Annotated in this window: 23 protein-coding genes and 1 pseudogene; 12 read left to right on the top strand and 12 right to left on the bottom strand. The window is 49.8% G+C overall.

Annotated features, from left to right (window positions below; all coding sequences use genetic code 11):
• Positions 1-202 precede the first annotated feature (202 nt).
• Complete coding sequence (locus tag FIU95_RS15670; protein WP_152454654.1) at positions 203-2,266, top strand: aminotransferase class I/II-fold pyridoxal phosphate-dependent enzyme; 2,064 nt, start codon at positions 203-205, stop codon at positions 2,264-2,266.
• Between the two features lie 32 nt (positions 2,267-2,298).
• Positions 2,299-3,039, top strand: a complete 741-nt coding sequence (locus FIU95_RS15665) for an SDR family NAD(P)-dependent oxidoreductase (RefSeq protein ID WP_152454653.1) — start codon at positions 2,299-2,301, stop codon at positions 3,037-3,039.
• Here the strand turns inward: FIU95_RS15665 and FIU95_RS15660 are convergent.
• Both FIU95_RS15660 and FIU95_RS21530 read right to left on the bottom strand, forming a co-directional pair.
• On the bottom strand, positions 3,028-3,423 hold the full coding sequence (locus FIU95_RS15660; RefSeq protein WP_253868682.1) for a hemopexin repeat-containing protein: 396 nt from the start codon (positions 3,421-3,423) through the stop codon (positions 3,028-3,030). The genes FIU95_RS15665 and FIU95_RS15660 overlap by 12 nt on opposite strands.
• Before the next feature lie 18 nt (positions 3,424-3,441).
• Positions 3,442-3,513, bottom strand: a pseudogene (locus FIU95_RS21530) (hypothetical protein); the annotation flags it as partial.
• A gap of 216 nt (positions 3,514-3,729) precedes the next feature.
• On the opposite strand from FIU95_RS21530, the gene FIU95_RS15655 reads away from it, so the two are divergent.
• Complete coding sequence (locus tag FIU95_RS15655; RefSeq protein ID WP_172975426.1) at positions 3,730-4,212, top strand: TonB-dependent receptor domain-containing protein; 483 nt, start codon at positions 3,730-3,732, stop codon at positions 4,210-4,212.
• Between the two features lie 402 nt (positions 4,213-4,614).
• On the opposite strand, the gene FIU95_RS15650 is transcribed toward FIU95_RS15655, so the two are convergent.
• Together FIU95_RS15650 and FIU95_RS15645 are read right to left on the bottom strand one after the other, a co-directional pair.
• Positions 4,615-5,565 carry an IS5 family transposase gene (locus FIU95_RS15650; RefSeq protein WP_152454650.1) on the bottom strand — a complete coding sequence of 317 codons (951 nt, stop codon included), beginning with the start codon at positions 5,563-5,565 and terminating at the stop codon, positions 4,615-4,617.
• A 199-nt stretch (positions 5,566-5,764) separates the two neighbouring features.
• A complete protein-coding gene (locus tag FIU95_RS15645) occupies positions 5,765-7,429 on the bottom strand; it encodes an acyl-CoA dehydrogenase family protein (protein WP_152454649.1) in 1,665 nt (554 codons plus the stop codon).
• Between the two features lie 700 nt (positions 7,430-8,129).
• On the opposite strand from FIU95_RS15645, the gene FIU95_RS15640 reads away from it, so the two are divergent.
• The 6 genes from FIU95_RS15640 (at position 8,130) to FIU95_RS15615 (ending at position 12,569) form a co-directional block, all read left to right on the top strand.
• Positions 8,130-8,813 carry a response regulator transcription factor gene (locus FIU95_RS15640; protein ID WP_172975425.1) on the top strand — a complete coding sequence of 228 codons (684 nt, stop codon included), beginning with the start codon at positions 8,130-8,132 and terminating at the stop codon, positions 8,811-8,813.
• A 1-nt stretch (position 8,814) separates the two neighbouring features.
• Positions 8,815-9,249: a curli production assembly/transport protein CsgE gene (locus FIU95_RS15635; protein ID WP_152454647.1), complete on the top strand. Its 435-nt coding sequence runs from the start codon at positions 8,815-8,817 to the stop codon at positions 9,247-9,249.
• Positions 9,249-9,650, top strand: a complete 402-nt coding sequence (locus FIU95_RS15630; RefSeq protein WP_152454646.1) for a curli assembly protein CsgF — start codon at positions 9,249-9,251, stop codon at positions 9,648-9,650. The genes FIU95_RS15635 and FIU95_RS15630 overlap by 1 nt, the downstream gene beginning before the upstream one ends.
• Positions 9,651-9,692: 42 nt before the next feature.
• Positions 9,693-10,541 carry a CsgG/HfaB family protein gene (locus FIU95_RS15625; protein WP_152454645.1) on the top strand — a complete coding sequence of 283 codons (849 nt, stop codon included), beginning with the start codon at positions 9,693-9,695 and terminating at the stop codon, positions 10,539-10,541.
• A gap of 314 nt (positions 10,542-10,855) precedes the next feature.
• On the top strand, positions 10,856-11,335 hold the full coding sequence (locus tag FIU95_RS15620) for a hypothetical protein (protein WP_152454644.1): 480 nt from the start codon (positions 10,856-10,858) through the stop codon (positions 11,333-11,335).
• Between the two features lie 55 nt (positions 11,336-11,390).
• Positions 11,391-12,569, top strand: a complete 1,179-nt coding sequence (locus FIU95_RS15615) for a hypothetical protein (RefSeq protein ID WP_152454643.1) — start codon at positions 11,391-11,393, stop codon at positions 12,567-12,569.
• Between the two features lie 104 nt (positions 12,570-12,673).
• Here the strand turns inward: FIU95_RS15615 and holA are convergent, their stop codons facing one another.
• The 3 genes from holA to leuS all read right to left on the bottom strand — a co-directional run bounded on the left by holA (position 12,674) and on the right by leuS (position 16,916).
• Entirely contained in the window at positions 12,674-13,681 is a 1,008-nt protein-coding gene (gene holA, locus FIU95_RS15610; protein ID WP_152454642.1) for a DNA polymerase III subunit delta, read from the bottom strand.
• 11 nt (positions 13,682-13,692) lie between these two features.
• Positions 13,693-14,217 (bottom strand): LPS assembly lipoprotein LptE, encoded by a 525-nt coding sequence (gene lptE, locus FIU95_RS15605; protein WP_152454641.1) that lies wholly within the window; start codon positions 14,215-14,217, stop codon positions 13,693-13,695.
• 101 nt (positions 14,218-14,318) lie between these two features.
• A complete protein-coding gene (gene leuS, locus FIU95_RS15600; RefSeq protein WP_152454640.1) occupies positions 14,319-16,916 on the bottom strand; it encodes a leucine--tRNA ligase in 2,598 nt (865 codons plus the stop codon).
• 162 nt (positions 16,917-17,078) lie between these two features.
• On the opposite strand from leuS, the gene FIU95_RS15595 reads away from it, so the two are divergent.
• The 3 genes from FIU95_RS15595 (at position 17,079) to FIU95_RS15585 (ending at position 18,885) form a co-directional block, all read left to right on the top strand.
• Positions 17,079-17,528: a hypothetical protein gene (locus FIU95_RS15595; protein ID WP_152454639.1), complete on the top strand. Its 450-nt coding sequence runs from the start codon at positions 17,079-17,081 to the stop codon at positions 17,526-17,528.
• Between the two features lie 26 nt (positions 17,529-17,554).
• Positions 17,555-18,310: a YdcF family protein gene (locus tag FIU95_RS15590; protein WP_152454638.1), complete on the top strand. Its 756-nt coding sequence runs from the start codon at positions 17,555-17,557 to the stop codon at positions 18,308-18,310.
• A gap of 161 nt (positions 18,311-18,471) precedes the next feature.
• Positions 18,472-18,885, top strand: coding sequence for a hypothetical protein (locus FIU95_RS15585; RefSeq protein WP_152454637.1), 414 nt, complete (start codon positions 18,472-18,474; stop codon positions 18,883-18,885).
• A gap of 39 nt (positions 18,886-18,924) precedes the next feature.
• Here FIU95_RS15585 and FIU95_RS15580 read toward each other — a convergent pair whose 3' ends face one another.
• From FIU95_RS15580 to FIU95_RS15560, 5 genes are all read right to left on the bottom strand, one after another.
• A complete protein-coding gene (locus FIU95_RS15580) occupies positions 18,925-19,842 on the bottom strand; it encodes a TIGR01777 family oxidoreductase (RefSeq protein ID WP_152454636.1) in 918 nt (305 codons plus the stop codon).
• Between the two features lie 114 nt (positions 19,843-19,956).
• On the bottom strand, positions 19,957-21,522 hold the full coding sequence (gene lnt, locus FIU95_RS15575) for an apolipoprotein N-acyltransferase (protein WP_152454635.1): 1,566 nt from the start codon (positions 21,520-21,522) through the stop codon (positions 19,957-19,959).
• Between the two features lie 79 nt (positions 21,523-21,601).
• Positions 21,602-22,495: an HlyC/CorC family transporter gene (locus FIU95_RS15570; protein ID WP_371416930.1), complete on the bottom strand. Its 894-nt coding sequence runs from the start codon at positions 22,493-22,495 to the stop codon at positions 21,602-21,604.
• Between the two features lie 66 nt (positions 22,496-22,561).
• Positions 22,562-23,032, bottom strand: a complete 471-nt coding sequence (ybeY, locus tag FIU95_RS15565; protein ID WP_152454634.1) for an rRNA maturation RNase YbeY — start codon at positions 23,030-23,032, stop codon at positions 22,562-22,564.
• Positions 23,033-23,049: 17 nt separating this feature from the next.
• Positions 23,050-24,078, bottom strand: a complete 1,029-nt coding sequence (locus tag FIU95_RS15560; RefSeq protein ID WP_253868680.1) for a PhoH family protein — start codon at positions 24,076-24,078, stop codon at positions 23,050-23,052.
• Between the last annotated feature and the right edge of the window lie 202 nt (positions 24,079-24,280).

Raw genomic sequence — 24,280 nt, 5'->3', positions numbered from 1 at the left:
TCTGGTCGGTCAGCACGCTTTTGGCGATTTTCGCCAAAAGCACTGACATCGCGGAATTCCCTAGTTCTCTCTATTAGTATTTGCCCCCTGGTTTTTTACCCAAGAACTCCAGATTCTCCGCTATTGCCGGGGGACTTAATAAAAGTTAATAAAATCAAACAGTTGAATAATTAAAGCAGCGGCCCTCGAGAAGTTGCGGGCTATGCTGGTGGATAAGAATATGGGTTTGGACATGAAGATGCCTGAATTGGGCAACCTGAAGCACAGCGTACAGAAGCTGGAATGCCACGTAGCGCTGGTGAGCGCAGACAGCAAATTAGCGGGAGACTGGGTTAGCGCCCTCAACAATACCGCAGCTCTGCATGAGAATCCCTTCGGTCTGGTTTTTGAGGCGGTGGTTCCTGCGGAGGTTGAAAATCTGGCGCTGCAGGAAGGCCGCCTGCAAGCGATGATCGTGGATGGTGGTACTGATGCTCAGGGGCTGGAAGCCGCTGATATGCTTGCCGACCAGATACATGCACTTCGTTCCCAGCTCAATATTTTTCTGGTGGCCCAGAGTGATGTCGCTGGCGGCACACCTTTGGCGGGTAAGAGTGGCGTTAAGTCACTGGCCAGTCTGCGCAGGCGTTTTGATGAGTTGTTTGACCGCCGGGAAGGCAACTTTAACCATATGTTCCGCCTGGTGCAGGCGTTTATTGCCCGTCGAGCCTCCACACCTTTTGCCGATACCCTGAAAGAGTACGTTTTCTCCGCACGTGACGCCTGGCATACCCCCGGTCACTCTGGTGGCGATAGTCTGCGCAATAGCCCCTGGGTAGGGGATTTCTACCGTTTTATGGGCGAGCACGTCTTCAATACAGACTTGTCTGTTTCGGTGCAGATATTGGATAGCCTGCTGGAACCGCACTCGGTAATCCAGGAAGCACAGGATCTCGCGGCCCAGGCATTTGGCTCGCGCCATACCTTTTTCCTGACCAATGGCACCTCCACCGCCAACAAGGTAGTGATTCAACAGATCCTCGGTGGGGGCGGTAAGATTATTGTCGACCAGGCCTGCCACAAATCGGTTCACCATGCGATAGTGATGAACCGCTGTGAGCCGGTCTACCTAAAGTCGGTGTTGCACCCAGAATTCGGCATTTATGGCCCGGTGAAACGCTCAGATATTGAGGCGGCCCTGGATGAACATAGTGATGCGCGTCTGTTGGTTATCACCTCCTGCACCTACGACGGGCTGCGTTACGACCTGAAGCCCATCATCGATTACGCCCATGAGCGCGGGGTTAAGGTGCTGGTCGATGAGGCTTGGTTTGCCCACGGTTTCTTCCACCCGGAACTGCGTCCGACAGCGCTGGAGTGTGGCGCTGACTACGTGACCCAGAGTACCCATAAGATGTTGTCGGCCTTCTCCCAGGCCAGCATGATTCATGTGCAGGACCCGGACTTTGACGAGTTCCGCTTCCGCGAAAACCTGAACATGCACGCTTCCACCAGTCCGCAATATGCCATGATTGCCAGCCTTGATGTGGCCCGCAAGCAGATGGCGATGGAGGGCTACGGGCGCCTCAAGCAGTGTCTGCAGATGGTGGAAACCCTGCGTCGCGCAGTGAACGAAACAGGCGTATTCCGCGCCCTGACGCGCGACGACCTGATTGCCGAGCCCTTGGCTGGCGACAACATCCGCCTGGACCCCACCAAGGTAACGATCGATATTTCCCGCAGTGGCTACTCGGGCAATGAAATGCAGATCAAGCTGTTTGACCAGTATGGTATTCAGGTGGAAAAGACCACCTACAATACCATCACGGTATTGGTAACTCTGGGTAGCACCGAGAGTAAATTGCTGCGTCTGATTCACGCGCTCAAACAACTGGCGGGCAATACCCATAAGCGTATCCATGTGGGTACACCGCGTCGTTTGCCTGAATTCACCCGCTTTACCTGTCTGCCAGCGGATGCCTACTTTGCTGAGACGGAAGAGCTGCCGTTGATGGATAACGGCGTTAACGCTACGCAGAATCTGGTTGGCCGCACCAGCGCGGATGAGATAGTGCCTTACCCGCCGGGTATTCCAGTACTGGTTCCCGGGCAGGAAATTTCTGCACAGATCGTGCAGTTCCTACAGCAGTTATTACAGGGGCAAAATACCACGGAGATTCACGGTCTGATTTTCCGCTCCGATGAACCTATGCTGCGCGTGGTTAAGGATGTGCCAGGCATTGAGGAAGCCAAGGGCAAGAAGCCCAGCGCTAAAAAGGCTAAATAAAACGATATGAGCTATCCGGCATGGAGGCCGGTATGTTTGATCAACCAAGGATGGTATTGCTTGCTGGTGCTTCGGGCGGTTTGGCTCGTGCAATAGGCGCCGAAATAGTTCGGCGCTATCCCGATATTACACTGGTAACTTTGAGTCGCGCCGCTGTGGATCGGGTGCCGGGGCATGCCGGTGAGCGCCGGCACTTGACGGTTTCCCTCGCTGATGAGCACTCTGTTAAATCCGTTGAGACTTTTCTCTCTGAGTTTTCCTCTCCGCCCGACTGGGTGATTCATTGCTGTGGGCTGTTACACGATGCATTCCATGGCCCGGAAAAATCCCTGGCTCAATGTGAGGATGATTGGTTGATACAGTCCATGCGAATCAACCTGCTGACTCACTTGCACCTGGCCCAGGCCCTGGACAGGAAGTTACTGCGAAAGCAGCCGCTGCTGTGGGTATCCCTTTCAGCTAAGGTGGGGAGTATTGGTGACAATGCTCTAGGGGGTTGGTATAGCTACCGTATCAGCAAAGCAGCGCTCAATATGCTGGTAAAAAACCTATCTATTGAATGGGGGCGCCGCCTGGAACAGAGTTGTGTGGTGGCAATCCATCCGGGAACGACGGATACGGCACTTTCGAAACCATTCCAAAGTAACCTTGCTCCGGGCAAATTATACAGCCCGGCACTGAGTGCCGGGCGTATTGTAGATGTACTGCAACAACTCGCCCCTGCCGATAGCGGTAACCTGTTTTTTTGGGATGGTAGTCGCTTACCCTGGTAGGTAATCAGGGGCTCTCAAGCCTGGCCAGGTGTTATCGTCTGTTATTCGCGGATACCCGCTGTTGGCCTGATCGGTAGTGATGGAATAGTGTATATAGCGTTGATTTTTTAGAAAGAAATAAGCGTGAAATGTGTTCCACTGGTGGGCCGCAGTAATCTCAGTGGCATAGGCGCCGAGCCCCGGCCAGGTATTATCATTGATTGGTTTTGGGTAACCACTGTCAAGCCGATCATCTTCCAAGTCATAGCGCAAATAATTCCCGTCATCTAGAAAAAAATAAATTTTTCTATTCGGCCACTTCAGAGCTGCACGAATTTTTGATGCGTAGGAAGCCATGCCTGACCAGCTATTGTTATCCACGAGTTTGGGGTAGCCGGAGTTCACCTGATCATCATAGAGGTCGTAACGCAGGTAACGTCCATCTTTTAAGAAGAAATAACCTTTATCACTATTGGCTTTAAAGGCAGCGACAATCTGGTTGGCATAATCCCCAGGGCGCTTTTACGCAGAGCGACTAGGGTATCGTTATAGACGAGTACATAATCTAGAGTGCCCTGAAAGCCTGTGTGGTCAGTCCAATTTCTTTATAGCGCGTGCGGTAACATCTGCACCGGAAAGACCACTTAAAACTAAGCCTGCCTGTTCCTGATCTGCGGATAAGAAGTTGCTATTAATGGGGGTAAAGATTATTTGTCCATTCTGCCTTCGGCGCATCTAAAGTATGCGCTCTCAGACGAAAGTTATCTCAGGTTTGCACTAACTAGAACCTTTGCGAGACCAGATTTTTGTGATCTCAATCCAGGTGGTTACTATGCCGAGCACGATAATGAGTTTATAGGCGGTAATCCAGGTCTTGAACCCACATACTCCTGGAATTTTGATGTGTTGTACGAATATTATTTCAACAATTCGGGGATATTATCTTCGGGTCTTTTCTATAAAGATATTACTGATCCAATTTTTACAGATATGAAAGAGGGGGAGTGTAATGGGGTTTCTGGAGTTGAGGTTTATAGTCCGTATAACGGTGATAATGCCTCGCTGAGAGGCTTGGAATTTAACCTGGTTCACAAGTTAGATTTCATGCTTCATGCCAGGACTCCTGTCGAATATTGGGGTATCAGCAAATGTTACCTTGATGGATTCAGAAATGCATATTTCGGGTCGAGATAAATCTGTAGCAATTTCTCGTCAAGCCGATTTATTGCATAATCTCTCTCTCTATCTATTATGACGACGGTGCTTTTTTTTCATTTGCCTGGCTCAAAATTATAAGGACGAGTATATTGAGGAGCATGGTGCCAGTAAAAATGAAGATCAATACTATGGGGCTTATACTAGCCTGGATGTGAGCGATAGTTATACGCTGAGTGACAAGCTGCTTGTCTTTGCTGAAGCCTTAAATCATTATTAATGAACTATTAAGGACCCTCTGATCAACGAAGCATTTTTCTAGAATTAAGCCGACCCGCTTGAAAAATTCATTTTATTACGCACAAACGCTTAATTTTCGCGTAATAGTCTTCTAATTTTTCACCTGAAACCCTCAATAGGCGGGTTTCAGGCGAACCATCCCTAGGTAGCCAAGTATTTTCTCCCTATTAATAAGTTGGTAAAGCCTGCTAGCAAGCACAGCCTCTCAGTATTTTTTGTCAGCCCCCGATAGCGAACCTTGTCATAACCAAATACCCGTTTGATATAGCGAAAGGGGTGCTCGACCTTCGCTCTTATCTGCGCCTTGATCTTTTCCGCCTTACGGAGTGCGTCACGCCCTGGAAGAGTTTTTAGCTTGCTCGGCTTCATTGCTATGTACCAATCCGCCTCCCGCTCTTTCAACTCTTCACGTTTCTCCGCACCAATGTACCCAGAGTCTCCCCAGATTCTTTTCTCCTCCCCGTGGAGGACTCGCTCTGTGGTTGTGACATCATGTGAATTCGCTGCTGTTGTATCTATGCTATGTATTACACCGAGCACATCATCAACCCCGATATGCATTTTCATTCCAAAATGCCATTGATTACCTTTCTTTGTTTGATGCATTTCTGGATCACGTTCTTTCTTTTTATTCTTGATTGAAGTTGGTGCAGAGATAATAGTGGCATCTACAATCGTGCCTTCACGCAGTGCCATGCCATTCTCAGCAAGATGCTTGTTGATTTCATCAAAAAGAGCTGCACCTAGCTGATTTAGCTCCAGTAAGTGGCGAAAGTTAAGAATCGTTGTTTCATCGGTAATTGGGCCGCTCAAAGTCAATCCAGCAAAACTACGCATGGATTCAATTTCATACAGTGCATCTTCCATAGCGGGATCACTGAGATTGTAAAATAGCTGTATGCAATGAATACGGAGCATGACACTCAATGGATATGGCTGTCGGCCACGTTTGCCTTGTGGATAACAAGGAGTGATCTGAGCCTCTAGTCGCTGCCATGGGATGAGGGCTTCCATTTGAGAAAGAAACTTCTCTCGGCGAGTTATACGGCGCTTTATCTTATATTCTGCTTCGGCAAAGGTGACTTGGTGCATGATTCATCGTAATCTTGATGGGTAGGTGAATATTACCAAATTGGCTCAGAATTATTCAGAGGCTCCTTAACTTACTATATAGGCGATAAAGTAGGCGATAAAGATAGGTCCGAGCAGGTAGAGTATTGCGGAATTCGTGGACAATTGGTTTTTCGCTACAGTTTTTTTAGCCGAACATTTTGTTTTTTTTTGAGCTTGATTAATTGTTTATTGTAAGTGGATCACATCGTCTGAGTAGTGTTTCGATATCTATACCTTTTGGTAGGCTTCCACTACTATGTGCTCCTCTTGATTCCAGCCTTGAACGAATAAAAGCATCACTGACAGACTGATTGCCAGCTTGCAGTAGTAGATGTGTCTGCATTGTGATTGCCATTTTATCTACGATACCGCGTGCTCGGTATTCAAATTGATCCAAGTCGGAAAGTTCTTTTTTTAGAGAATCTACCGCTTTGTCGAACCGGACATCAACACCAATGCTTGTTGTCATTTCATCCAACCAGTGGTTAACCACACTGGGTGTTTTCATGATAGCCCGCAGTACATCAAGGGCCTGGATATTACCGGACCCCTCCCAAATAGCATTAATTGGCGCATCTCGGTAGAGACGGGCGGTGATAAAGCTCTCAATAACTCCATTCCCGCCCAAACACTCCATAGCCTCATAGGCGTGATGGGGGCTGCGCTTACAGATCCAATATTTGCCGACAGCCGCTCCCAGTCGGAGTAGCATTTGTTCATGTTCTTGATCCTCATGGTCCATCGCCCTAGCCATACGCATTGTAAGGGCGACAGATCCCTCAACCTCTAATTGAAGATCCGCAAGGACATTTTGCATTAGGGGGTGGTCTATTAGCTTTTTCCCAAAGGCTTCTCTTTGTGCTGCGTGATAAATTGCTTGCACCACGGCCTGTCGCTGACCCCCAGAAGATCCGACCATACAATCAAAACGGGTGATCGCTACCATCTTGATGATTGCGTTGACCCCTCGGCCCTCCTCACCCAGTAGCCACCCCAAAGCACCTCGCATCTCAACTTCTGATGAAGCATTGGATACATTACCAGACTTTACTTTGAGCCTTTGGATTTCCAGTGGGTTTTTGCTTCCATCTGGACGCCATCTGGGAACCAGAAAACAGGAAAGGCCTCCAGGCGCCTGAGCCAAAATCAGAAAACCATCACACATAGGCGCAGACATGAACCATTTATGGCCGAGAAGCTCGTAGGAACCATCCCCCATAGGGACGGCAGTGGATGTGTTTGCCCGTACATCCGAGCCTCCCTGCTTCTCAGTCATACCCATGCCAATAGTGAGGGAGTGTTTTTCAAAGTATGGGCGGTTACTGCCATCGTAGCCGCGACTGAGGATCTTGGGAACCCACTCCTCCGCTATCTCTGGATTTAATTTTATCGAGGGAATAGAGGCAAAAGTCATTGTTATAGGACAGCCGTGACCCGCTTCAAGTTGACAATGTAAATAATTCTTTGCAGCTCGAGCTACATTGGCCCCATTGCGGGGGGCACTCCATGGAGAGCTGTGTAGGCCCTCTGATAAAGCAAGTTGCATAAGTTGGTGGTAGGACGGGTGGTAGCGAACCAGATCGATGCGGTTACCGGTTCGATCATGGCTTTCAAATATTGGCTTGAACTCATTGGCAGCATAACCCCGCTCTATCATTTCAGGTCTTCCGCAAACCTCACCATAACGCTGCAAATCATCCTCAGCCCAATGACCACCATTGAGGTGCATTGAATCAATTAGAGCTTGATCGCCAGCATACAAGTTGTGTCCACATAGGGGTGGGGTTTGATTGTTTACGCGATGAGTAGTTGCATGGGCTGAGGGGTGAAGTTGATCGCTCATGATCAGGGCCTCTAGGGTTTACAAATATGAGGGGTAAGGTTTCTAGGCTCGGTCTATTTGGTACAAATTTGCCAGTTTCCCGATGAAATTAATAATCAGATACTACCAATGTAAAGCTATAAAATAGCCTACCTTTGTACGTTATTTAAACACTGATCGATTTCGATGAGATATATAAGGAGCATGAATAATTTATGGTTCATATAAAACTCGTATGTAGTTTATTCAAAACAATATCGTTTTCTTTATGAGAGACATATTCTTTATTTGAAAGTAGTTGGATATACATCTTTTCAATTTTTTTATAGTTTGGCTTGTGTCGGTAAGCGGGGGCATTCTGATGCTCCAGCTGGAAATTTTCGGCTACCTTTTAGTTAAAATAAATCTATTAAATATGCAGATTAGTACAATTTTTTTGCTATTTCTATGCTCTAAAAATTCTTTTAGCTTTATACAAAAGCATGTCCTCCAGCGATGTAATTCTGTGAAATTGTAGTAACTTTGTATTAAAAGATGACTTTCGTCCTAGTTGTTGGCACACTTAAGATTGAATTTTTGTTATCTGCTTCACTACCTGTTGCAGTGTTGGGGTTGATCGAATAGATTTAGCTCATACCAAATATGCTACGGAAAGAAAATAATAAAAAAGTAAGAGAACGTCAGATTAAATCTTAAAGGAATGCGTGTTGGGGGAACCCAGATGAATTTGCATAAGGATTATGCGCGTCTCAAAGTTGTTTCACCGGAAAAAGTTTGTAAGGGGCCTGCAGTTGCTTTCTTGACTTCTTCGGTCAACTTACAGAGTTCAATTTTTGCGGGACATATTGAGGAAGAGTTTAATACGAGATGTTCCATCGTACAGCGTACCCCATCTTTTTCTATTGATGGACTAAAGGCTGATTATGTGTTGCTAGACTGCGTGGGTCTTTTGAAGTCAGATCTCGATCATCTATTGCGAGACATTCACGCCTCTATTAATCCACCCAGCATTATTCTTTTAAATGTTGATGACCCTAATGAAGTTGACTTTGTCCTACATTGGGAGAGAGTGCTCGGGCTCATGCCAGCTAGGTCTGAACCTAGTGTCATAATGGAACGGTTAGGCAGGATATTCTCTGGAGAGTATTGGTTTCCTAGAGAGGTATTACATAATTTCCTTCGGCAGCACAGGCGTCCCAAAAGGTGGATGAGTTCCTCCTCAAATCTCACTCAAAGGGAGAGGCAGATATTAGAGCTTATCTGCGAGTGTCGAACAAATGCTGATATTGCTGAAGTCTTATGTGTCAGTGAACACACTGTAAAAAGCCATTTGTATAAAGTTTATAAGAAGATTGGTTGTAAGAACAGGCTGGAAGCAAGTAGTTGGGCAAGTCAGAATTTGTGATATGGAAAAAATTTATTTACTTTGCTTTAAGCTTCTATTGGTTTTTTCTTTAGGGGTCTTGCCAGTCTCATCAATTTCTCAGGAGTCAGTACTTTCTGAGAGCGAAGAGTCCATTCTTACTGGACTAGTTATAGATAATACAGTGAGCGGTATAGGGCATGAGTTTGCACGCTCCCTTTCTCTTTATATTTCGTCCAATCTATCAGACTTTGATTATAACCTTACTGTTCATGAGAGGCCCTCTGCGAGATGGGGTAGTGTTGTATGGGTAGATTATGAAAATAAAGAAGTATTTAGGACTGTTATCTATCCAGGTCGAAGGCGTTTTGGTCAAGTAGTTGAACAAGCTGTTGCTCAAATAAACAACAATGTTAGGCAGCAGAGACTGCAGGCATTATTTTCACAAAATTTAGATTTGGCCGGGGAGGAGCTGTAGTGAGGTTCTCATTACTTTTGGTTGCTATTCTGTTGTCTACTTCTGTTTCTGCGACAGAACTTATATATACCCCAGTAAACCCATCTTTTGGAGGTAACCCTCTCAATGGTAATTATTTATTAAACAATGCCAGTGCACAGAATAGTAAGAAGGATCCTAAAGCAGGGAAATCGCCTTACTCTGATTCATCATCACTCGATAGATTTACAGATACCCTTGAGTCAAGACTGTTATCTCAGTTACTTACTGATGTTGGCAATGGGAATGATGGTACTTTGGTAACTGACGACTTTATTGTAAACATACTCGATGTAGATGGTACTTTGACTATAACTATTACAGATGCTGTCACCGGAGAGCTTTCTGAGATTGTAGTCGTTGGCCTAAATCCCGGTAACTGATTTAATTGGCCAGCGGATGGTTTGTTTTTATGGGTGGTGGTGATGGCGGTGAGAATAATATTTATAGTTTCTGTTTTACTTTTGAGTGGTTGTACTTTTTTTCAAGATGCTGGTGAGGCCTTATTTGGTCCTGGAGAACAGAAAGCCACTCTAACGGACAGAATGAGTACTTATGCGGATCTATTGAGTCTTCCACCCCCTAGGGGAAAGATTGTGGTAGCTGTTTATGGCTTTAGCGATCAAACTGGTCAATATAGGCCAGCTCCATCCAGCTCTTTCTCTACTGCCGTAACACAAGGCGCTGCCTCAATGCTTGTTCAAGTGCTCAATGAGTCAGGTTGGTTTGTCACTCTAGAGCGGGAAGGGTTACAAAACTTGCTTACTGAACGGAAAATAATTCGAGCAGCAATCAAAGAGCAAGAATCTTCAGCACCATTCGAACTGCCATCCTTAATGTCCGCCAATATAATGTTGGAGGGCGGGATAGTCGCCTATGATACCAATATTAAAACGGGTGGTGCCGGCGCCCGTTATTTCGGGATTGGGCTCAATGAACAATATCGAGTAGATGAAGTTACTGTTAACTTGCGCGCAGTTGATGTTAGAACTGGTAGAGTTTTAAATAGTATCCTGACAAGCAAAAAAATCCTATCAAGGCAAATACAGGGTGATGTTTATACATTCGTGGAGTATAAGCGATTGCTAGAAATTGAAGCAGGGATGACGACCAATGACCCCGCTCAGCTTTGTGTTCTTTCTGCGATTGAGTCAGCAGTCATACATTTAATCGCCAACGGAGTAACCAACAATTTATGGGCAATGCAAGATGTTAATGAATTCCCTAGCTCTGTGCTGAGTGAATATGCAGATGCTACTGTGAAAATACTTTAAATAATTTTCGATTATTTTTCTTTTATATCTGTCGGCTATACTTTAAGAAAGCTTACGCTCTTTTACTTTTAGGAAATATTTCCTTGTGTTTGAGCGTAAGTTTGTGTAATTTGTGCGGCTTCCCATCTGGCCTCTTGTTGGTCTCTTAGAAAATCTTCTTAACCATCAAGAGTCTCATACAAAAGTCTTAAAATATTTGCGTTTTTTTTAAGAAAAATATTCTTTCTTCTGATTTATTGTCCCTTCTTATATTTCTATAGTTGTCTCCGGTGGGCGAAGTCGCTCTTGCTTCAATTTCACTAAGGGAGATTTGGGTGGGCGCTATCAAGGCGATTTTTTATTTTTTACTCCTGCTGGTTACCTGTATTCCCGCTGTTTGGGCAGGCGATTTGGATGGCTACGATGAGCTGTCCTCCGGTCAGGGGACGCTGGATCTTATGTTGCAGCGTGATGAATCTATTACGGGCCAGCTGGCTGAAGTTGTTCAGAGTGGGGACTATAACGTTGCCGAAGTATCCCAGTTTGGACAGTACAACCAAGTTTTTCTGGTTCAAGAAGGCTATTCGAATGAGGCTGTAATTCAGCAGGCTGGTGAATATAACTACGCTGCCATTTCCCAGTCTGGTGCTTATAACCAAGCAACAACTATCCAAAATGGAATAGATAATATTGCCCTCATCAATCAGGTGGGTAATGCCAATTCAGCCAATATCATCCAAAACGGAGATGGGCTATTTGGATTTGTCGCGCAGTTCGGTGACAACCATGCAGTGCAAGTAGTTCAATATGACTAAAGCACTGTTTTCTTTTTGTTCGTATTTGTTTATTTAGTCTGATGGAGATGCATAAATGAAAAAGCTTTCACTTGCTGCTGCGATTGCAATGCTGGTTGGTGCTGGACAGGCCATGGCCGATAGTAACTATGGCGACCAGTTACAGACAGGCAATAATAATGCTGCAGACATCTACCAAATGTTTGAGTCCACCAATAACGCTGCTTACCAATGGCAAGAAGGTGACGATAACCGTGCTAATGCAAGCCAGTCTTCAGCCGATGCTAACTATATCGACCAGACCCAGGTAGGTAACCGCAACTATTCTGAAACCGATCAATATAATCAAAATGGCTCACAGGCCTATACTTTCCAGCAAGGTGAGGGGAACCAAGGTGTTATTCACCAGTGGGATGGTGCGAGAAACACAGCTTACGCTACTCAAATTGGTAGTGAAAACACCATGCACCTGGATCAGTACACCGAGGCTAATGACAATACCCTTGATGCAGTTCAAGACGGTAATGACAATATGGCCGCCCTGCAACAAGATGGTAACGGCAACTTGTTTGTCAGCACCCAAACAGGTGATGGCAACAGTGTTTGGAGCAGCACTTGGTACAGCTCGGCAGATGGCTTCTTAGGTGGTCAGGTAGGTGAAGGTAACGTTGGCTTCGTCTACCAGGGCGGCGTGGAAAATACGGCTAACCTGGTACAGACTGGCGATTACAATTACTTGGATTTATCCCAGGATGGTGCCAATAATGTTACCACTATTGCCCAGACTGGTACCGGCAACTCCAGCGCAGCCGGTCAATATGGCGATGCCAACGTGATGACTATTACTCAGAATGACACTAATAACATCGGTGATATGTACCAGTATGGCAACAACAATGCTGCTACTCTGGTACAAAATGGTGACCTAAACTGGACTGAGTTCTCCCAGTCAGGGGACCTGAACGTAGCAACCATTGACCAGTCTGGTAGCGCTAACTCAGCCTTCGGCTATACCGATGGCATGGCCAATACGCTAGATATTGATCAGGCCGGTGAGCTGAACCTGGCTGAAATTCACCAAGACATGGGGGAATTCAACTTAATGGTTGTATCTCAAACTGGCTTTGAGCACGGTGCTCACCTGGGACAATCTGGTAGCGAAAACGCTACTTTTGTTACCCAGACAGGCAACTTCAACATGGCGAGTGTCCACCAGATGGGTAACAGCAATATGGCTGCAGTTTCCCAAAACTAATACGGCTATAGCGACTGTTGTCAGTACCTCTCCCCGTTAAGGGGAGGGGTTTTTTATTGGTTGAATATAAAATCCAACTTTCGCTTGTTTGAGCAGCTCTTTGCCTAGATGCTTCTTTGCCCACTCAGATTAAGAGTGAGTTCCAGGAGACCATTCCATGGGGACTGGTATTTACTTCCACCCTTAATTGAGGAATCCACAGCTCTGGCTTTTAGCAGAAGAGCCTCCAGTTTGTGGGGCGTTAAGCGGGATAACGCAGTTTGTATGAGCGGTTGGCGCTTTTGTATACGAACCAGTCTTGCTATGGGCTGCCCTTGGTTGAGTTTTTCACCTAGCTCTAATAGTGAGCGTATCTCTCTTGTCAGGGCCCAGAGTACCACCGGTGGCTCAATACCTTCTGCACGTAAACCCTGCAAAGTCTTAATCGCTTTTTCAGGCTCTCCCGCCAGTGCCCGGTCAATTAGGTCAAAAACACTATAGCGAGCAGAGCTGGTAACACTCTGCTCCAGTTGCTCAACAGTTATTGTTGCGCCGTCATTATTTAAAAGCTTAAGCTTTTCGATCTCCTGGCTGGCAGCAAGTAGATTGCCCTCTACCCGTTCAGCTAGAATTTTTATAGCTTCCTTCTCGGCGGTTAACCCCGTGGCATTCATTCTTTGGCTAATCCAGTGTGGCATCTCCTGGGCGCTGACCGGCCAAATTTGTACCAGCACACCATCCTGCTCAAGAACTTTAATCCATTTACTATTGAGCTGAGACTTATCAAGCTTGGGCAGAATCAGCAATAATATTAAATCCTGGCTGGCAAGCGAGGAAAATTCCTGCAAGGCTTTGCTACCCTTATCCCCTGGCTTGCCACCGGGTGCGCGCAGCTCAATGAGTTTTTTTTCCGCAAACAGGGACATATTTCCGGCTGAGGCAAGTAATAATCCCCAATCGAAATTGTGTTCAGCATGAAGGAGTTCGCGCTCGCCAAAACCGTTTTTTTTTGCTGCAGCACGTATTTGGTCGCAACACTCCTGTACCAGGAGTGGTTCATCGCCTGAGATGATATAAACCGGCGCCAGCCCTCTTCTAAGCTGCTGGGAAAGTTGTTGGGGATTGATACGCATGACGTAGCTACCTAGTAGCTCTTGTCTTGCAGTGGTGCATTGACATCAATACGGCGCAGACGGTTGATCATCCGGCTAATAAGTTCCCGGCGCATCTCTGCACGTAAGAGACGCTCCTCTTCCCCTTTACTGACAATTTCTGAAACGTCCCACTCCAGTGATCTGTAGACATCGGCCTGGGCTTTATTTAAAAGCACTTCGCCACTATGTGTTCGTACACTATAAATAGCGCTAGTAATCAATTCGTACTCAGAAGCCCGACCTTCAGAATCCACCGCAACAGTAAGCTTACGTTCCATTTCCTTGTGAATAGTGAGTAGATAATCTGCCTCAATAGGAGATGCGGCAACAGGGACCCCACCATTTTCCAGAAGGCGGCTGATTTCATCCGCAATATCACTGCGTGGATTTTCACTGGAAATATAAATGGTGCTGCCAGGAGGAAAGTTCTTTGGAGCTCCGCGTAGGTGCCAACCGCAACTGGCGGTGGCCACAATGGCAAGTAGAAGGACGATACGATGAGCGATTATTTTCATAAACTACCTGGCTTTTTTGTACCAGTAAACAGGGGTTTTGCAGATATGAGCCGGGAGCATGGTGCTCCCGGCTGTCGGTTGGTTTTTACTGCGCGGGATTTTTACTTCGCTACAATGTTAACCAGTTTGCCCGGCACGACAATAACTTTGCGTACAGTGGCATCGCCGATAAATTTCTGGACGTTCTCATCGGCAAGGGCGAGCTTTTCCAGACTCTCTTTGTCCGCATCAGCAGGCGCATCCAGTTTTGCACGCACTTTACCATTGACCTGTACAACCAAGGTAATGGACGTACGCACAAGTGCTTTTTCATCTACTACGGGCCAGGGAGCGTCGATCAAGGCGTTGGTATTGCCAAGGATTTGCCACAGTTGATGGCAAATATGTGGAGTTACCGGAGCCAGTAGCAAGACTGCTGCCTGCAGGGCCTCTCTCTCTACCGCCAGCCCTTGCTCACTACTGCGATCCGCGAGCTTGCCCACCTCATTGAGAAGCTCCATCACTGCGGCGACAGCGGTGTTAAAGGTTTGGCGGCGGCCATAGTCGTCGCCCACTTTCTGAATCGTCTCGTGGGTTTTACGACGCAGTTGTTGCTGCTGGTCGTTTAAGGATTGCTGGTCAATCTGAGTGCTGCAGGTGCCTGTGGCAACATGCGAATGCACGGTCTTCCACAGTTTGCGCAGGAAACGGCTGGCGCCCTCAACGCCGGCATCGTGCCACTCGAGGGTCTGCTCGGGAGGAGCGGCAAACATGGTGAATAGGCGAACTGTATCTGCACCGTATTCTTTAACAGCGGCATGGGGATCGATGCCGTTGTTTTTTGACTTGGACATCTTAACAACACCGCCGGCGACCACTTCCTCACCGGTTGCGCGCTCGACCGCTTTAATGGGTTTGCCCTTGTCATCGCGCTCCACGTCTACATCGGCGGGGTTGATCCAGGTTTTATGGCCATTTTCTTCTTTATAGAAAGATTCGGCTAAAACCATGCCCTGGCACAGCAGCTGCTTGAAGGGTTCATCGCTGTTGACCAGTCCTTCATCCCGCATCAGCTTATGGAAGAAGCGTGCATAGAGGAGGTGCAGGATGGCGTGTTCGATACCACCTACATACTGGTCGACAGGCAACCAATAGTTGGCGCGATCAGGGTCGAGCATACCCTCTTCAAAATCCGGGCAGGTATAACGGGCGTAGTACCAGCTGGATTCCATAAAGGTATCGAAGGTATCTGTCTCGCGCTCGACCGGCGTGCCGTTGAGTTCATCCTTACGCCACTCAGGGTCGGCTTTAATGGGGGATTGAACGCCGTCCAGCTCCACATCTTCCGGCAGCAAAATGGGCAGCTTATCGGCTGGCACTGGGATTTCGCCACCGTCCGCCAGGTTGAACATGGGAATAGGTGCGCCCCAGTAGCGCTGGCGGGACACGCCCCAGTCGCGCAGACGGTAATTAGTGGTTACCCGTCCCTTATCAGCGGCGATCAGCACTTCGGATATTGCGGTAAAGGCACCATCAAAATCCAGGCCATCGAAATTGCCGGAATTCACCAGCTTGCCTTTTTCAGTGAAGGCTTCCTTGTCCAGATCAATCTCCTGGCCATTGGTGGGAGCGATGACCTGGGTTATTGGCAATTGGTACTTGTGTGCAAACTCCCAGTCGCGTTGATCGTGAGCGGGTACGGCCATAACGGCACCGGAGCCGTAATCCATCAGAACATAGTTGGCTACCCAGACGGAGACTTCCTCACCACTGATGGGGTGGATGGCCTTGAGACCGGTATCCATGCCTTTCTTGTCCATGGTGGCCATGTCGGCCTCGGACAGGGACTGCTTTTTGCACTCCGCGATAAAGGTTTTCAGCTCGGGGTTAGACTCTGCCAATTCCAGCGCAATAGGGTGTTCGGCGGCGAGGGATACATATGTGACGCCCATCAGGGTGTCTGGGCGGGTGGTGTATACATCGAAATGGTCCATCCCAGCCACAGTGGTGGGCAGGCTAAAGCTCAGCTCCACGCCGCGACTCTTGCCGATCCAGTTGCGCTGCATGGTGCGCACCTGTTCTGGCCACTCCGGCAGCTTATCCAGATCCTCGAGAAGTTCTTCGGCATAGTCGGTGATCTTGATAAACCACTGAGCCAGCTCGCGTCTTTCCACGGTGGTGCCGCAGCGCCAGCAGGCTCCGTCTTCAACCTGTTCATTGGCGAGCACTGTCTGGTCATTGGGGCACCAGTTTACTGCGGAGTTTTTCTTGTAAACCAAGCCCTTTTCATAGAGGCGAGTGAAGAACCATTGCTCCCAGCGATAATAGGACGGCTGGCAGGTAGCCAGCTCGCGGGACCAGTCGAAGCCAAAGCCGAGGGCTTTCAACTGTCCCTTCATATAATCGATATTGGCGTAAGTCCACTTGGCCGGCGCAGTTTTATTCTGGATGGCGGCATTTTCCGCCGGTAGGCCGAAGGCATCCCAGCCCATAGGATGCAGGACATTTTTCCCCTGCATACGCTGGAAACGGGAGATAACATCGGTAATGGTGTAGTTACGCACATGGCCCATATGCAGCTTGCCGCTGGGGTAGGGGAACATGGATAGGCAGTAGAACTTTTCCCTGCCGGTATCTTCCTGAACCTCAAAGCTTTTCTCTGTCTCCCAGAATTCCTGGGCGGAAGCTTCGACTGCGGAGGGGTTGTACTGCTCTTCCATTGATTGGGGACCTATACTCTGTGATCAAATTTTGCGGGGAAAATATTCAGTGTTTTAGTGGGAGAAGTTCTGGATCGGCAAGCAAAAGGATTGACTGCGATCAAGGACTTCCCCCTGAGCATCTATTAGGATGCGTAAACGCGAGATTATAGGAGGGATACCGTGACGAAGGAACCGAAGTTGCCGCCGAAGGACGATCTGGCCGATGAGTTTCGTGAAGACCTGGAGGATTTGGTCGAGGGTGAACTGGCGGTAGAGAACCTTACTGCAAATAAAGTCGCTTTTCTTCGCGCCTGGTTAAAAGATGATCTACATCGGGCGGGGGACTATATGCGTGGCTTGGGAGGAGAACTACTGACTCTGGAGGAGCGCGGGGGCGACTGGTTACTGAACGCCGCGGACCCCACAGAAACGGCCTGGCCCAATCTTATGCGCTGTATCCGTGAAGGCAAACCCTGGGCCCTCGCCGGTGAGACAGTGGGGGCCGATGAGGAGTTGCAGTGCCTGGGCTGCGGTTATCTCGCCCAGCCGCCGGAGAATAGCCAAATTACTCCCTGTCACCGCTGTGGATATGGTTGTTTCAGGCAGATAGAAGGCGGCCTTGAGTATTGATTGAGCTGTATAAAATAGCGACCAATATGCTGATGCCACCCCTGGCGCCAATGCTGGGGTTGCTTGCGGCATTCTTTATTCGCTTTTTTCCAGAGGGCTCTCTGCTGGAGAAGTCGTCCCTGTCACTGGCGGTTTTTTCATTTTGCCTGCTTTGGCTCAGTGCCACCCCGGCCTTTTCCAGCTGGCTCGGCAAGTGTTTGGGCTCAACGGCAGACTTGCCAGATGCGGCGCCAGCACCCCAAGCTTTGGTGGTGCTGGGTGGAGGGGTTTATCGGGATGGTGAATCTGGCTATGAATCTCTGTCCACATCCAGTATGGAGCGGGTGCTTTGGGCGGCTCAGCAGGGACCAGAAGACATGCCAATCCTGGTGTCTGGCGGTCGCGTCTCACCGGATGAGCATGCCTCTGAATCACAACTGATGGCAGACTTACTGAAAGAGTTGTCCCGTCCGGTGAGTTGGCGCGATGCTTGCAGTCACACTACCGCAGAGAACGCGGTAAACAGCGCAGCGATATTGCAGGGCGCAGGTGTGGATACTATTGTGCTCGCCACTCATTGGTGGCACATGCCCAGGGCCGCTGCGGTCTTTAAACGAGCGGGTCTAAAGGTACAGCCCCTGCCGGTGGGCAGTATTTCTGAGTTGTCACTGAGGGCACGGGGTAGGGTTTTACACTGGGTACCCAATGCGGAGGCGCTGTTACAAACTCAGACCTATTGGAGAGAGCTCATGGCGCAGGTATGGTATCAATTCCGACCGCTTCCACAGGCAAAAAAGTGCTGAGGAACTTTTGTGGCGAAGGGGTCTCTGAGATTTATTAAGCATGAGGGAGTAGGCGTCGGCTAGGGAATGCATCTGTTTTATTGGCTAGTTGTATCGGGCAAATAGACGACTGGCGCCACAGATCTCACCCGCTGATTACTACTTAATATGGAGTAGCGACTGTGGATAACAACCATAACAATAAACGAGATAACCTTATGATGAAGGGCATCCCGGTTTCCTTTGCTCCCATCCAGTTACACAACAGGCTCAATCGGGCGGTATGGATCGGCTTCAAGCGTGTCGATCAGGATGGTAGAACGCTTTTTTTCCTGTGCGGTGGGGCCGAAAGTGGGGCTCAGTTAAACAAAAATTTTGAGACTTTTGCTGGGCAAATTGTCCGCGAGTTTGGTCTCGAGCCAGCGGAAGTGGAGTTTATCGAACTGCGTGTCAATGCAGAGGAGTCCCAGTGGTATCGCTGGCATGCGCAGTGGGTTGGCTCTGCGCCGATGGCTAGCCACGGAGATTTAGTCACTAGTGAATCTAGCCGGCGCTATCTGACCCAGGCCCTGGAGAGCGGTGTAGTTGCGGCTTAAACCAAAAGGCTTGAGCACTTTGGCAACAATAGTCTGCTTCTAGGCGCGCACCTTGTTACTGGCATTGTCTTTATCCAGTAGGTCGGCCAATGCTTGTTCCAGTGTGGGAAACTGGAAGCTGTAGCCGCTATTGAGGGCGGCGTGAGGCTCCACCCTTTCGCTGGCGAGGAGTAGCTCTTCTGCCATTTCCCCAAATAGTGTTTTCAGCAACCAGGCGGGTGAACGGAATAGACATGGGCGGTGTAGTTGTTTTGCTAGTAAGCGGCTAAAGCTGTTATTGGTAACCGCCTCTGGGGCACTCGCGTTGAAAGGTATACACAGACGCTGGTCGATAGCGTGGAGTAATAAGCCCACTTCATCTTCTTCGTGAATCCAGCTCATCCAGTGCTCACCAGAACCCATTGGCCCACCGAGTCCCAGGCGAAAGGCTGGGAGCATCTTTGGTAGTGCACCGCCGCGCCTGGAGAGCACAATCGCGGTGCGTATGGTTCCAACACACATCCCAGCCCTTTGTAGTGGCAGCGTGGCCGCTTCCCAGTCACGGCATAGTTGAGCGGAAAATCCTCCTCCCGGTGGACTGTCCTCCTTGAGCAGTTCGCCGCCGCGATCTCCGTAATAACCGATAGCCGATCCCGAAAGGAAGTAACTGGGGCGCTCTCTCTGGGCGAGGGCCCATCGTACTAGCTGTTCGGTAATATTTAGGCGGGAATTGCGAATCTCGGCGCGGCGCTTCTCGGTCCAGCGGGTGGAAATGGGTTCCCCGGCCAGATTGACCACGACATCTACCGGTTCTTGTACCTCTTCCGGCGAGCTGCAGGCATTGACGGATTCGCCGCAGAGTTGGTGCACTTTATCGGGGTTGCGACTTAATACTGTGAGAGTATCGCCACGGGCTAGCCAGCGCTGGCAAAAGAGTCTACCAATTAGGCCGGTGCCACCACTGATCAAGCAATGCATAAACAGCCCATCCCCGCCAAAATTTCACAGGTAAATTGCATGCAGCATAGCAGTCATCCCCAATTGCGGGGTGTTTTGGCAGCATGCGGTGAAGTGATTGGTGGCAGAAGATGATTACTCGGTGACTCCTCCGGGGATGGGCTTATCAGCAGTATCGGACCGCTTGCGGCTGAGAAGGAGTGCTAGGGCCAACATAGGCAAGGCCAGGGCAAACACCGAGAAAATGCCGGCGAGCATGAAAGGCGTTGAGCCGCGCATTGCGCGTATATCACCGGTCATATTTGCCCGCTCAAATTGGGGTAGCTGCTCGATGATACGCCCGCGGGGGTCGACGATCGCGGTGACCCCGGTATTGGTGCCACGCACAAGATAGCGGCCGGTTTCTAACGCGCGCATTTGCGCCATTTGCATATGTTGCAGCGGCCCTATGGACTCGCCAAACCAAGCATCGTTACTGATGGTTAGGAGTACCTGGGAAGCGAGAGCGCTATCCGCCACCAGGCGGGGATAGACGATCTCATAGCAAATAAGAGGTGCCCAGCTGGCTCCCCCGGCTTTGAGAGGCCCTTGCTGGTCGGGCCCGGAGCGAATAAAAGAAGTGGGCAAATTGAAGAATTCAATAGTACCCCTGATCAGGTTTTCCAGTGGGACATACTCGCCAAAAGGCACCAGGTGACGCTTGTGGTAAACACTGGGGCTGCGTCCAAAGACTGCGGCGGAGTTATGTACCTTGCGGGTACCATCCTCGGAGTTATGGGTGTCGTAGAGAATACCGCTGATCAGATCGATGCCAGTTTTTTCGGCATTGCGCTGCAGGGCTTGCATCAGGTTTGGGGCCTGGCCGTAAAGCATAGGCAGTGCCGCTTCCGGCCAGATAATGACGTCCACATCCCCCTCGCTCAGTGAGTGAGTGCCCTCCTGGTAGCGGCTGATAGTTTCTCCGCGAAACTCTGGCAGCCACTTTTTTTCCTGGGGAATATTGGCCTGGACCATCCCAACGGTGATTATGCCCCCCTCGGCCTGGGTCCACTGAATATTGGCGAGGGCAGCTCCGAGAGGCCAGGGCAGCACTGCTGCACCAATCAGTGCTATATGAGCCGGCCGCTTGAGGGGAGCCAGACGGCCGCTGGCGGCTAGTGCAAGCACGGCACCAGAGAGGGCCAGCAACAGCCCGATACCATAGACACTCAATACTGGCGCCCAGCCAGACATCCAGGTGCCAAGATGGGCATAACCGGCGAATAGCCAGGGGAAGCCGGTAAACATCCAGCTGCGGAACCATTCACTGATAAACCAGAGCGCGGCAAAGGCGAGAGCAAAGCTAAATTTGTTGGCGGTAAAGCGACCGAGAAAAGAGAAAGGCGCCGCTAGGAGTACCGCCATGAGTGCGACAAACCCGCCGGTGAGCGCAAACCCCAGGGGAGGCGAAGAGTTGCCGAAGTTAGTGATTGAGACATAGACCCAGGAGCCACCAGTCGCATACAGGCCAAGCCCATAACAGAAGGCCAACCAGAAGGTGCTGCGTCCGCGCATTGGCTGACCGTGGGAGGCGAACAGGAGCAGCCAGGCAAATAGGGCGAGAGACAGGAGTCCACACACCCAATAGTTGAAGGGTGCCAGGGAAAGTGTCATTAGCCCGCCGGCACCCGCACCGGCGAGAGATAATAGTATTCTTCGCATAGACTCGCTTAATCGGTAGCCGCAGCTGCGACTGTATCCCTAGCAGAGAATGTTTTGACTAGACCTATAGGTGCCCAGTTCAATCTTCATCGGGCGGCTTACGCATATGGGCTACGCGCAGCAGGTGAATTTGCCGGCTGTCCGCGTAGAGTACCCGGAACAGGAAGTCTCCGAGGCGGGTGACTTCATCGCGGCCGGGCAGATGGCCGAAAGACTGCATAATCAGACCGCCAACCGTGTCGAATTCTTCATCGCTGAATTCGGAATCGAAAAATTCATTGAATTCCTCGATGGGCGTGAGTGCCTTGACGATGTAGTCATTTTCACCCACCCGGCGGATAAAGCTATCCGCTTCTTCCTCATCGGTTTCGTCTTCGATCTCACCGACGATTTCCTCAAGGATATCTTCAATGGTCACAACGCCGGAAACGCCGCCATATTCGTCGATTACAACGGCCATATGGTAGCGATTTTCACGGAACTCCCGCAGGAGGATATTCAGGCGCTTGCTCTCGGGGATGATATTGGCCGGGCGAATGATGTCTTCTAGCTGGAATGCTTCAACGCCTTTGAGAAGTAGAGGGAGCAGGTCTTTGGCCAGCAGTATCCCGCGGATATCGTCGATACTCTCACCGACAACGGGGAAGCGGGAGTGGCCCGACTCGATAATCTTGGGCAGAAATACCTCGGGCTTATCCTGTAGTCCCACAACGACCATCTGCGAGCGGGGAATCATTATCTCCCGCACCTGCTGGTTGGACACATCCAGGGCACCCTCGATGATGGATAAAGCCTCGGCATCGACCAGCTGATTTTCAGCGGCGTCCTTGATGATATCCAGCAGTTCATCGCGGGACTTGGGCTCGGCAGAAAATGCACCAAACAATCTTTCCAGCCAGTTCTTCTCACTCGACCGGGGCTTGCTGGAAGAGTGACTACTTGGGGGCTCGTCAGTGGTCATGGAAGTGGCCATGCTCCGGATATCTCTCGTCTATTTCAATCAATAATCGTAAGTGGGTAATTTCATTTTGACCCCTTGTCATCCCGCCTCATCGAGAGGGGTGTAGGGGTCGGCAAAGCCGAGGTGGGTCAACAGGCCCGTTTCCAGCTTTTCCATGATTTCCGCATCGCTATCTTCGATATGGTCATAACCCAGAAGGTGCAGTGTGCCATGGACCAGCATATGTGCCCAGTGCGCCTCAGTCGTTTTGTTCTGTTGCTCCGCTTCCTTTTCCACAACTGGAGCACAAATGACTAAGTCGCCCAGTATTGGTAGGTTTAATTTGGCGGGAAAGTCTGTTTGAAAAGACAGAACATTGGTTGGCTTGTCTTTGCCGCGATACTGAAAGTTGAGCTGTTGGCTCTCCGCTTCGTCGACGATGCGCACAGCCAGTTCAGCCTCTTTGCGCCGGCCGGACAGGGCGTTGGTGACCCAGGTGCGGATCTTTTCATCGGAGGGCAGGTTTGTACAGCGGCTGGCACGCTGCACATCAAGGGTCAAATCAATCATAACTCTGCGGGGGTACCTCAGGCGGCATTCTCGTCGGTTTTGCTACCGATATTAACTTCCCGCTCGGCTTCGTGAATATCGTAAGCTTCTACGATGCGCTGCACGAGGGGGTGGCGGACAACATCTTTAGCGCCGAAATGGGTAAAGCTGATACCGTTGACCTTGCCGAGGACTTCTACCGCGTGGCGCAGCCCTGAGGCCTGTCCTCGCGGGAGGTCGACCTGGCTCGGGTCACCGGTAATCACCGCAGTGGAGCCGAAACCAATCCGGGTCAGGAACATTTTCATCTGCTCACGGGTGGTGTTCTGACTCTCGTCGAGGATCACAAAGGCGTTGTTGAGGGTACGTCCGCGCATATAAGCCAGGGGCGCTACCTCAATCACATTGCGCTCGATCAGTTTGCCGACGGTTTCAAAACCGAGCATTTCGTAGAGTGCGTCGTACAGTGGTCGCAGGTAAGGGTCCACTTTCTGGCTCAGGTCACCGGGAAGGAAGCCGAGTTTCTCACCGGCTTCTACTGCTGGGCGCACCAGCAGGATGCGCTCTACCTGGTCTTTGAGCAGGGCTTCGACTGCACAGGCCACTGCCAGATAAGTCTTGCCGGTACCGGCTGGGCCTATGCCGAAATTGATATCGTTGCTCTGAACCGCCTGCACATACTTGCGCTGGTTCAGGCCTCGGGGGCGAACAGAACACTTTTTGGTACGAATCAGTACCACTTGGTCGGCTTCGCTGGATTCGCCCTTCTCCCCCTTATTTAGCAGTTCCTCCACACCGGCCTGTTGTAGGGCCAGGTGGATCTCATCGGGGGTCAGTTGATCGCGCGAACCGGTTTCCTTGTAGAGAAAGCTCAACAATTCACAGGCGGCCTTGGCTTTATCTGGCTCACCGTAGACGGCAAACTGATTGCCGCGATTGCGGATCTCAATGTCCAGTCGCTGCTCTATTTGGCGTAGGTGTTGGTCGAACTGACCGCAGAGGTTGGCGAGGCGGCGAGCGTCGTTGGGCTCGAGGGTGATACTGTGAGCGAGGGTTTGCGTTTCCAAACTGGTTTCCGGCACCTTAATCTGTAGGGTTCATTGCTAGGGTATACCCATTTTCCCTGTATGGGAAAGCTTTGGGTGTTACCAATAGGTTCTAACTTTACCCGATTTTAATTACAGCTTGTAATTTCAGTGGTGCTGTTAGGATATTTGGGCGGCAAGGTGTGGTTTTTAAGCACACCTTGCCTGGATTTAAAGTAATCCC

This window comes from Microbulbifer sp. THAF38 (assembly GCF_009363535.1).
Taxonomy (GTDB): domain Bacteria; phylum Pseudomonadota; class Gammaproteobacteria; order Pseudomonadales; family Cellvibrionaceae; genus Microbulbifer.
The sequence above is the reverse complement of the archived record's forward strand: the minus strand, read 5'-3'. Positions and strand labels throughout refer to the sequence as shown.

What these genes read in the sequence shown, in the direction of transcription:
- holA (WP_152454642.1), bottom strand. Translation starts at nt 13,681, where the DNA reads ATGCGTATCAATCCCCAACAACTTTCCCAGCAGCTTAGAAGAGGGCTG.
- FIU95_RS15670 (WP_152454654.1), top strand. Translation starts at nt 203, where the DNA reads ATGCTGGTGGATAAGAATATGGGTTTGGACATGAAGATGCCTGAATTG.
- lptE (WP_152454641.1), bottom strand. Translation starts at nt 14,217, where the DNA reads ATGAAAATAATCGCTCATCGTATCGTCCTTCTACTTGCCATTGTGGCC.
- FIU95_RS15615 (WP_152454643.1), top strand. Translation starts at nt 11,391, where the DNA reads ATGAAAAAGCTTTCACTTGCTGCTGCGATTGCAATGCTGGTTGGTGCT.
- FIU95_RS15640 (WP_172975425.1), top strand. Translation starts at nt 8,130, where the DNA reads ATGAATTTGCATAAGGATTATGCGCGTCTCAAAGTTGTTTCACCGGAA.
- leuS (WP_152454640.1), bottom strand. Translation starts at nt 16,916, where the DNA reads ATGGAAGAGCAGTACAACCCCTCCGCAGTCGAAGCTTCCGCCCAGGAA.
- FIU95_RS15650 (WP_152454650.1), bottom strand. Translation starts at nt 5,565, where the DNA reads ATGCACCAAGTCACCTTTGCCGAAGCAGAATATAAGATAAAGCGCCGT.
- lnt (WP_152454635.1), bottom strand. Translation starts at nt 21,522, where the DNA reads ATGCGAAGAATACTATTATCTCTCGCCGGTGCGGGTGCCGGCGGGCTA.
- ybeY (WP_152454634.1), bottom strand. Translation starts at nt 23,032, where the DNA reads ATGATTGATTTGACCCTTGATGTGCAGCGTGCCAGCCGCTGTACAAAC.
- FIU95_RS15625 (WP_152454645.1), top strand. Translation starts at nt 9,693, where the DNA reads ATGGCGGTGAGAATAATATTTATAGTTTCTGTTTTACTTTTGAGTGGT.
- FIU95_RS15570 (WP_371416930.1), bottom strand. Translation starts at nt 22,495, where the DNA reads ATGGCCACTTCCATGACCACTGACGAGCCCCCAAGTAGTCACTCTTCC.
- FIU95_RS15665 (WP_152454653.1), top strand. Translation starts at nt 2,299, where the DNA reads ATGTTTGATCAACCAAGGATGGTATTGCTTGCTGGTGCTTCGGGCGGT.
- FIU95_RS15590 (WP_152454638.1), top strand. Translation starts at nt 17,555, where the DNA reads ATGCTGATGCCACCCCTGGCGCCAATGCTGGGGTTGCTTGCGGCATTC.
- FIU95_RS15645 (WP_152454649.1), bottom strand. Translation starts at nt 7,429, where the DNA reads ATGAGCGATCAACTTCACCCCTCAGCCCATGCAACTACTCATCGCGTA.
- FIU95_RS15580 (WP_152454636.1), bottom strand. Translation starts at nt 19,842, where the DNA reads ATGCATTGCTTGATCAGTGGTGGCACCGGCCTAATTGGTAGACTCTTT.
- FIU95_RS15635 (WP_152454647.1), top strand. Translation starts at nt 8,815, where the DNA reads ATGGAAAAAATTTATTTACTTTGCTTTAAGCTTCTATTGGTTTTTTCT.